Origin of the sequence: Psychrobacter sp., from assembly GCF_018260395.1 — a bacterium.
In the GTDB taxonomy this organism is placed as follows: domain Bacteria; phylum Pseudomonadota; class Gammaproteobacteria; order Pseudomonadales; family Moraxellaceae; genus Psychrobacter.
In genome coordinates this window covers 1-9,687 of sequence record NZ_JAGLBC010000092.1, presented here as the reverse complement: position 1 = coordinate 9,687, position 9,687 = coordinate 1, and the positions used below count along the sequence as shown (strand labels likewise).

Below are 9,687 nucleotides of genomic sequence, written 5' to 3'. Positions count from 1 at the left end.
AAAGTGCTAACTGGATGGGTGAAGGTGGATGACAGTAGGGTTTGGGATTGCGTAGTCGAGATATCAACTACTAAGGCCGTTTATCTTAATGAACAGAGAGCTACGGAGCAGTTGTTCCCAGACAAATCTACTATTGATAGCCTTAGTTTTAAGCAAGACGTAAATCAAATGAATGAAAAGTCGCACAATAAAGTATTAAATATTGCTGATAAAAATAGCGTGGTATTTTATAGCAGTGCAGAGCCTCAACTAAGTAAATTGTGGCAGCTAATGTGTGATTCAGATAATCCCATAATAGGGGCAAACTCCATACATAATACCCAGAAATTTGAGAGTAAACTTAGCAAAAGTTACTGGCTGACGTCTTCTCAATCAAAGTTAGATGAATCGATAACGAAAGGGTTTTCTATCAATCATTGGAAAATTATTGGTGAAGCGAATGCTACTGCTAATTTAACCTTAAAAGAAGTGTATGCAAAATGGCAAGATCAGTAATGTTTTATTCTTTAAACTCTAGAACTTATTTCTAAACTGCAGTAAAAAGTTAAGATATGAATTAATATTTTACAGAATTACCGCTGACAAAATACCACTGTGTCAGTTAAGGTAGTATTCTCTAATTCATTGTAGCCTTATTGTCATAATTCTTAAACTCAAACTTATTTTAAATTTTACCAATATATCAATAATGGGTATGAAGGCTGAGTTATTGAAAAAGTTAAAATTCAGTTACAAGTTTTATATAACGCAATCTTAAGATACATAACTAATTTTAAGCACAAAGCTATTTTTGAGAAAAAACAAATTTTTAGTACAAAACTAATTTTAAGCACAAAACTAACTTTAAACACAAAAGTATTTTTAGCACATCAGTATCTATAAATACTTTATTATCTACCAAATATATCAATCGAAAGTAGGATTCACATTTTATATGTCAAACTGGCCACCAGATCCCAATCAAACCCCTGATAATAATTCAGCTCCAAATAATTCTGATAATAAGACACCTCAGACACCAAGATCATTACCTATAAGTTCTGGCGGTCGTGAATGGCATTTACTAGAAAAAACCTTACTCGCTAGTATTGAAGAGCAGCGTCGTGCTCGTCGTTGGCGTGTTGTTTCTAAGGTTTTAAGTTTAGCAACGTTGCTACTTTTGATCTTTTTGCTCAGTCGCAGTTGTGCTCCCACGGACAGTATATCAACAGTTGATGTGGCTAGTCCTCATATTGCTGTGGTGGATATTAAAGGGGTGATTAGCGCTGATGATGCAGCTAATTCTTATGATGTCAGTGAAGCTTTAACTGAAGCTTTTGAAGCTAAAGGCTCAAAAGCAGTGGTTTTAAATATTAACTCTCCGGGCGGTTCTCCTGTTCAGTCAGATGAAATATGGCAAACCATGATGCAATTACGTAAGGATCATCCTGAGAAAAAATTATATGCTGTGATTGGTGATATGGGTGCTTCAGGGGCTTATTATATTGCTTCTGCTGCCGATCAAATCTATGTAAACCCTTCAAGCTTAGTAGGCTCTATTGGGGTTATTATGCCGGGATATAACATCAAAGGTTTGATGGATAAAGCAGGTGTCAAAGATGCCACTTTAACCGCTGGCGAGTATAAAGACATTTTAAGCATGAGCCGTGATTTAAGCGACTTTGAAAAACAGCATATCGAAAGTGTTTTAAATAATACCCACAAGCATTTTATTGATGCTGTAAAACAAGGTCGTGGCAATAGACTCAAAGACCCAGAACAGAACAAATTATTTACAGGATTGTTTTGGACTGGCGAGCAAGCGATCGATCTAGGTTTGGCTGACAAAAAAGGAAGCTTAATGACGTTAGAAAAAGAGCTTAAAATTGACAACGTTATTGATTATACCCCTGTAGATCCAGTAAAAATGTTTTTGAACAATTTTGCACTTCAACTAGGTTCTGGTATTGGTTCATCAGTTGAATTAAAACTTCTTCCAGAAGAACAATCTTCAGCTGAGATGAGATAAATGTCATTAACATCAAATGTATCATTAAATATGGACTTTTCAAGCTTGCCAGTGTCTAAAGTGACAGGTAAGCCGGTGATTCATTTTGCTCATGCTAACGGCATGCCAAGTAGAGTTTATCAGCCCTTATTTGAAGTGCTGGAGCAGTATTTTACAGTTGAATATATACCTGTTTTAGGTTTAGATAAAAATGGTGAGCCAACTTATCCTATTGATAATCACTGGAATAGTTTGACCAATCAAATTATCGATAGTGTCAAAGATTTGGTTAAGAAGCACAAAGTTGCAGTGATTGGTCTAGGCCACTCATTAGGTGCGCTTTGTACTTTACAGGCTATGTACCGTAAACCTAAGTTGTTTGTACAGGCGGTATTAATGGATCCACCGCTTATTTATGGCAAAGATAATCTGATATGGCACACTGCAAAAAATTTGTTGCCGAAATACGCCGATAAGATGTCACCTGCTGCAATTTCTAAAAATCGTAGAGATATTTGGGACAGTCGTGAACAAGCTAAAGAGCTTTTGGGTCCAAAAGGATTTTTTAGAAATTTCGATGAGAAAGCATTTGAAGGATATTTGGAACATGGCTTACGTGATTTACCCGATGGTACGGTTACCTTAACTATTCCCAAAGAAGTTGAAGTGGCTGTATTTAGAACCAACCCTTCATTATATTGGATCAAGCCCAATAAGCCACCAAAAAGACCCGTTACTTTATTAATTGGTGATGACAGTCAGTTTTACAAAAGAGGATATCCGCAAAAGGTAAGACGACGCTTGTCTATCCCTTTCAAGCTGCATTCAGGCGGGCATATGTTTCCTTTAGAGCATCCTGACTCAGTGGCTAATCTTATTCTAGCCACTATTGCAGAACAAGCTTAGGATTATTACTTGAACTTAATAGTTGCTTAAACCTAATAGCTGCTTGAACCTAATAGTGAGTTTAATTCATATGATACGTCTATGCTGAAAGTTTACGACTTGGCATAGTTTTATTTATTGTACCTTAAGTTGTAAAGTCACCTTTTATTATGTTTAAAAAACTTAACTTAACTTCTCTTGCCAATGATCCAGAGGCTCCTAAACTCTTCTCCAAACCTGGAGTTGTGATGCTGTATCTAGGTATAGTAGGCGTTTTTTTTGCGCTTCAGCTTTTGGGTATCTATTTATTCGCCCCAGTAGTATTTGACGACTTTATATTAACGACATTAGAGCGGTTTGGTAAAGGTAGTTTTGATGGGACGGTTACTAGTTATTCTATGATTTTCACTTTAATAACCTTACTATCTATTATTTTTGGGATAATAAAGTGGCGTCTTGCTAGTGTCTCTGACCAAATCAATTCGAGTAAACTAGGCGAGATAACTGAGCCATTTTCTAAAACAAGTTATAAGGTAAGTGACTATTTAGCATTAAGGCCTTTCCCACTTTATGTGGCAATGGGCTTTATTGGTTTATGGCTATTGTTCACAATTGGCACTGAAACGTTGACCTATATATTAGATAAGAATCCAACTGCTTTTGTTGATGATCTATATGATAGTGTGCATCCTAAATGGCTACTCATTATCGCTATGGTAATTGTTGCACCTATATATGAAGAGGTAATGTTTCGAGGTATATTGTGGCGTGCAGTCAAGGAACAATTTGACGGCACAAAAGGGTTTTGGATGGCAACTATTGTCACCAGTGTTTTATTCTCAATCATTCACTTACAATACGAATTCTATGAGATGAGCGTAGTCTTTGTGCTAGCATTATTATTAAGTTTTGCACGCGCGAAGTCAGGCTCTTTGTATTTACCCATATTGATACATATGATTAATAATGGGATAGCTATGTGGATGTATCTGATCATTAGTTAAGTCAAAACAATACAACTGGTATCAATTATAAAAATGATAACATGATAGAATGATAAAAAAGCTCAATACCTTCAGTAGTGAGCTTTCTTAGGTTTTAATTCTGCTAAATTAGCAAGATTGATTAGCTTGTTGTTGTACTTTTAAATATTGTTGTCATTCTTTTGCAATGTCTGCTTGACTAGCTTGTTCAATCTGTTGAAGGGCTGCATCACCTGCTGCTTTGATTTCATCTAGACTTAAATACGGTTTGCCACTCAAAGCTTGTCGCCATTTGCGAGCGCCCGGTAGTCCTTGAAATAAACCTAAAAAATGCCGAGTCAATGAAGTTAACGCCTCACCTCTTGCCACTTGCTGCTCTAAATAGGGGTACAAACTATCTAATATCTGCTCTCGACTAGGGCATTGTTCACCCCAAAGCTGCATTGCCTCCGCCAAGATATACGGATTATGATAAGCGGCTCTACCAATCATAACCCCATCAACTTGCTGCAGATGGGTTTTAATCTGATCAATAGTTTCTATACCGCCATTAATTTCAATTTTGAGTTCAGGCATTTCTTGCTTTAAACGATAGACATCTTCATATCTTAAAGGGGGAATTTCACGGTTTTCTTTAGGGCTAAGTCCCTTTAACCAAGCAATACGGGCATGAACGATAAACCGTTGACAACCAGCTTCGGCACTGGCTGCTACAAACTCTTGCATGAATTGATAGCTGTCTTGCTCATCGATACCGATACGTTGTTTTACTGTAACAGGAATATCAATCTCAGCTTGCATATGCCGCACAAGATTAGCAACCGTATCAGGCTCTGCCATAAGGCATGCACCAATTTTGTTATGTTGTACTCGATCCGATGGGCAGCCTACATTGATATTAACCTCATCAAAGCCACGCTCTTGAGCTATTATCGCACATTGAGTCATTTCATTAAGATCTGCTCCACCCAATTGCAATACCAAAGGATGTTCGCTGCTGTTAAAGCGTAATAAACGGTCGGTTTTGCCATGCAAGATAGCGCTCGTTGAAATCATTTCAGTATAAAGATACGTGTGCGGATTAAACAGACGAGCAAAAAAACGATAGTCTGTAGTCGTCCAATCAATCATTGGCGCCACAGAGAGTCGTTTATTATGCATAATATTGTGTAAATCAGGTTGGCTCATATACAAGCTTATGTCCTAAATAGGCAGATTAAATACAAAGTTGTAAGGTATGACATTGGTCCAATCATTTTAATTTGATAGCTAAAGTTTTATGGATTGATCTAAGTCTTTAAACTTCGGTAAGCGATAAATATAAAGACCGATTAGGAAGGTGACTAAACTGACAAAAATGAGGTATAAAGCAGGTGAGAAACTAACAATCTGAGTGGCATAGTTGAGTCCAAAAGGTAAGGTAATTCCAACTATGGCATACATGAAATTATAAGTAATAGAGACTGCCGTAACCCTAACTTCAGTAGGAAATAACTGGACTAAAATAACAGAGCCTAATCCAATAAAACCGGTACAAAACCCTAAAATAGCATACATAATGAGGATATAACTACCGTCGCCATTTTCTAAATGATAAAAAAATGCGAATGCTTGGATCGTTAGGGCAATTGCCCCTATCATCAACGCTTTGCCAGTGCCACCTCTATCCGCAATCAAACCAAAAAATACACATCCAATCATCAAAAATAACAAGCCTAAGTTGTTTGAGTAGTTTAACATTGATTCATCAATACTAAATCTCATAGCAACTAACTCTGGAAGGAGTAAGGCAACCACCATGGTTAAACTTGCGATGATAAAAGCAACCATGAGCGCCAAAAAGATAGCATTAAATCTTTTAAAATAAGGTAATAAATCTACCAATTTAGGAACAAAGTGCTGTTTATTTTTTTGATTGAGAAATATCGGCGTTTCATTAATAGTCTGAAGTAACATCAACAACACGAAGCTAAACAGCGCTGCCCAAACAAAGGGGATACGCCAGCCAGACTCGATAAGTTCAGCTTGGGTATGGGTAGAGGTTAGAATCTCAAACAATAAATTTGAACCAAGCTCACCCAACATAAAGCTTGCTGTAACGAAACTTAGAAACGTAGCCAAATTGCGCTTGTTAACATGTTCTGCAATATAGACCCAACCTAGAGGAATATGAGCACCAAAAGCCATGCCTTGAAACAGACGGGCGATAAGGAATAAGACAGGGGCCAACATACCGACTTGAGCATAAGTAGGCAAGCAAGCAGTCAATAACGCAGTTATTGCGATACAGGATGTACTAATCAATAAAGCTGAACGTCGGCCATTGACGTCAGCATAACGGCTGAGTAAGATCGCCCCTATTGGACGCGTAATGTAACCTGCAATAAAAAGGCTTAAGGCCTGAATTTTTGCTAACGTTGGGTCATTATTGGCCGGGAAAAAAGTACTGCTGATAATATCTGCCATAAACAGATAGATTAAAAAGTCAAAATAAGTAACAGCGTTACTGGCGCAGATGATCAGTAACTTCTTTGGGGAAACTGTACTTGATGAATCCGATAAGGCAATAAAAGGCATAGAATTGGTATCACATAATAAATATTAATGGGGCTACTTAAACTTGCATCCAGATTAAAGCCAGTTCTCACGTCCATAAAATAAAAAATTCACTATGATCACAATAACCAATCTATAGGCATAGAGGACATGAGACTTATCCATAACGAATCTTTTAAATCAACATTTGGTTCTTTATCATAAGAAATAATTTGGTCATTCTCTAACGTTTGCCACTGCAGACGATTATTATCAGTTAACACAACTTTATAAGCTAAATTTAATAAATCATCACTGATAGCCATATGTAATTGACGCGCTAAATTATCATCTTTGATAACTACTCCCATTTCGGTATTGATATTTGCCGATCTTGGGTCAATATTATAAGAGCCGATAAAAACGCTATGATCGTCAATTGCAAAAGCCTTGGCATGTAAACTAGTCGATGATTGAGAGCGGGCTCGCCATAATTTATTTTCTCGAGCTTCTTTAGAGGCAGTGGCTTTAAGCTCATATATTTCGATGCCAGCCTGTAATAAAGGTACACGCCACTGGGCATAGCCAGCATGCACTGCTGCTACATCAGTTGCATTAAACGAATTGGTCAGTATTCTAACCTTTACCCCTTGTTGTGCCAGCTTGATTAAAGTGTTTACCCCATCTTTAGTAGGCACAAAATAAGAAGAAATAATCGATAAATTTTTAGTAGGCGTACCAAGTACATGTCTTAGCTGAGCCACTAGATTTGCCTGCGGCTGAGTATTTTGCAATAACTTTTCGACATTATCGCTTAAAAATGTCATTTGCGCCCAGCGAAAAGGCACTTGTTGATTAATTAAATCAGCATCTATGGTCGAATTTTCTAACGCACGATTATACACGTTTAAGCCATTATTGTTGGCTGAAGATTTTTCAGGATAGATTTTTTCAAGACTGCTAATAAATTCTTCAGTTTTGATTTTTGGGTTGTAATTAATATCAACATCTAATTTTGAAGATTTATGGTTTACTAAAGTTTCTATGTCATAAGAAATATCTGAGTTCCAATATTGCTCAAAGCTGTTATTAACATCTTTTACGACATTACCAATTAACAACACATCTAGGTCTGCAAATTGGCTTTTTTTATCATTACTTAGATATTCATCACCTACATTTCGCCCGCCAACAATACTAAGTCGACGGTCAAAGGTCATGCTTTTATTGTGCATACGATGGTTAATACGGCTTAAATTGGTAAAATAATTTAAGGTGTGAAACTTACGAAAAGACATAGGATTTATAAGGCGTACAGCAATGTTGGGATGACTAGCAAAGCGCAATAAATGCTTATCCAAAGCGGCATTGGTATTGAAGTCGTCTAATAACAAGCGAACGACGACCCCACGGTCAGCGGCTTGCCACAGCTTTTTTAGGAGTAGTTGACCAGCTTGGTCGTCGTGCCATATATAATATTGAACATCAATGCTTTCCGTAGCCATATCGGTAAGAATACTGCGTGAAGCAAAAGCATCGGCACCAGTAAGTATGGTGTGATAACCCGATTGATTAGGATGTAATCGGCCTTGTTGGAGAATAGATTTTTGCAGTTGTGTTTTTTTTAAATTTGAAACTTCAGATCCCGAAACCGAAGAATGTTTACTGCTAGTTTGAGTCACTAGAATAGAATTAACCGGAGGCTCAAGAGAAGCGCTGCTTTTAAGAGCGTAATGCTCATTTATAGAGTCCGTTAGCTGAATGCTTTTTGTAATGTGCGGAGTATTTGGTAATGTATTACAAGCGCTTAAAGATAGCGCAAAAGCACCTGCAGTCATTAGCTTTAAAAAAAGGTTCTTATTAGAGAGACATTTTAATTTGTTAATGGCACTATTATTGTTAGAAATACACTTAATTGAAGTAGATCGAATCATTACAGACGAATTGGACTTAACTTGATTGGTAGGAGTTGTTATAACTAAATCGATCAAAATATGACACCTTCATTCAAACTCTTTGTGCCATAAAGCACGTATGACTAAAGTGAAAATAATATGTGCTCCATATTACCTTCAATTAGATATTATAAAATGAAAGTAATTCTACCTAAGTTCATAACATAATAAAGTTGCTGAAATGTTTAACCATAATTAAACAAAGCCTTTAACTTCAGCAACCTTATAACTTTATAAGAAACGCACTTTAATTGATAAAATTTGAATATTGCATTTAAAATCTGAAATTATTTAAAACTATCTAAAAATAGTCAAAATTAATGATCATCTCTAATGGTTATACCACTCATTTTTTCATAATACTTAGCAAATTCAGAAAAATCTGCTGATCCTGGGTGGTATTGGTTACTAGCCGCTCGGACTAAACTTGCAACTTGTGCCATTACCGGAGTAGGGACTAGCTTTTGAGTTTGTAGATCAATGGCTATAGCACAATCTTTAGCCATCAAATCAATAGTAAATGTCTTGGGAAAAGCTCGATTGACCACACGATCCGGTAAAGTAGCTAAGGTGGCGAAGCTTTGACCACTAGCTTTGTTAATACAATCAAGGGCATCAGAAGGATTGACCCCATGCGCTTTGAGTACAGATAGCCCTTCAGCTGCTGCCCAAGCATTGATCGCAAACAATGTATTATTAACCGCTTTAACTGCATAGCCAGCACCTGATTCACCAACATGCACAACTAAACCTGCAAAACAGTCAATGGCGGGTTTAGCATATGCAAGGGCAGTAGCTGAACCTCCAACCATGGCTGTCAGAGTGCCACTGTCTGCACCAGAGGTTTGCCCTGATACCGGAGCATCCAAAAAATCACAACCTACCGATCGTAATGTGGCTTGACAGTCTTTTGCTTGTTGGGGTACGCCACTGGTACAATCGACCCAAACACTATTGGCGGTTAAATGAGGCAAGGCCTGTTCGATAACTTGATCCACAATATCGCTAGTTGGCAAACAGGAAAATATAACATCTGCCATAACTGCTTGCTCTAAACAGACTGCTAAAGTACCAAACTCTTCTGCATGGGCTTGAGCCTTTTCAAAAGAGCGATTCCAGACCATGACCGTCTCGAACTTATCTACAAGGTGCTTGGCCATAAGATAACCCATTGCCCCAAGCCCTAAAAAACTTACGGTTTTCGGTTTTGAATGGTTAAATTCAGGCGGATTAGATTGATCGGGTGTTAAGTCGTAGCCTCGGTTAATGTTAGTCATTGTTGTTCTCCTCAGTGTTTGATAAATTCAGTGTTAATCTAACAAAAATATACCATTAGCGTATA

8 protein-coding genes are annotated in these 9,687 nt (G+C 37.3%); 4 read left to right on the top strand and 4 right to left on the bottom strand.

The window, feature by feature from the left end:
- The 4 genes from QZ265_RS07730 to QZ265_RS07715 form a co-directional block, all read left to right on the top strand.
- On the top strand, positions 1-495 hold a 495-nt coding region (locus tag QZ265_RS07730; protein WP_296405011.1), incomplete at its 5' end, for a hypothetical protein.
- Between the two features lie 439 nt (positions 496-934).
- Positions 935-2,008 (top strand): signal peptide peptidase SppA, encoded by a 1,074-nt coding sequence (sppA, locus tag QZ265_RS07725; protein ID WP_296405009.1) that lies wholly within the window; start codon positions 935-937, stop codon positions 2,006-2,008.
- Positions 2,009-2,893 carry an alpha/beta hydrolase gene (locus QZ265_RS07720; protein ID WP_296405007.1) on the top strand — a complete coding sequence of 295 codons (885 nt, stop codon included), beginning with the start codon at positions 2,009-2,011 and terminating at the stop codon, positions 2,891-2,893.
- A 149-nt stretch (positions 2,894-3,042) separates the two neighbouring features.
- Entirely contained in the window at positions 3,043-3,876 is an 834-nt protein-coding gene (locus QZ265_RS07715) for a CPBP family intramembrane glutamic endopeptidase (protein ID WP_296405006.1), read from the top strand.
- A gap of 153 nt (positions 3,877-4,029) precedes the next feature.
- On the opposite strand, the gene dusA is transcribed toward QZ265_RS07715, so the two are convergent.
- The 4 genes from dusA to QZ265_RS07695 form a co-directional block, all read right to left on the bottom strand.
- Positions 4,030-5,043: a tRNA dihydrouridine(20/20a) synthase DusA gene (gene dusA, locus QZ265_RS07710; RefSeq protein ID WP_296405005.1), complete on the bottom strand. Its 1,014-nt coding sequence runs from the start codon at positions 5,041-5,043 to the stop codon at positions 4,030-4,032.
- Positions 5,044-5,124: 81 nt separating this feature from the next.
- Positions 5,125-6,432 carry an MFS transporter gene (locus QZ265_RS07705; RefSeq protein ID WP_296405003.1) on the bottom strand — a complete coding sequence of 436 codons (1,308 nt, stop codon included), beginning with the start codon at positions 6,430-6,432 and terminating at the stop codon, positions 5,125-5,127.
- A gap of 98 nt (positions 6,433-6,530) precedes the next feature.
- Positions 6,531-8,381: a phospholipase D family protein gene (locus QZ265_RS07700; protein WP_366513675.1), complete on the bottom strand. Its 1,851-nt coding sequence runs from the start codon at positions 8,379-8,381 to the stop codon at positions 6,531-6,533.
- A gap of 281 nt (positions 8,382-8,662) precedes the next feature.
- On the bottom strand, positions 8,663-9,622 hold the full coding sequence (locus QZ265_RS07695) for an NAD(P)-dependent oxidoreductase (RefSeq protein ID WP_296405001.1): 960 nt from the start codon (positions 9,620-9,622) through the stop codon (positions 8,663-8,665).
- Positions 9,623-9,687: the final 65 nt, after the last annotated feature.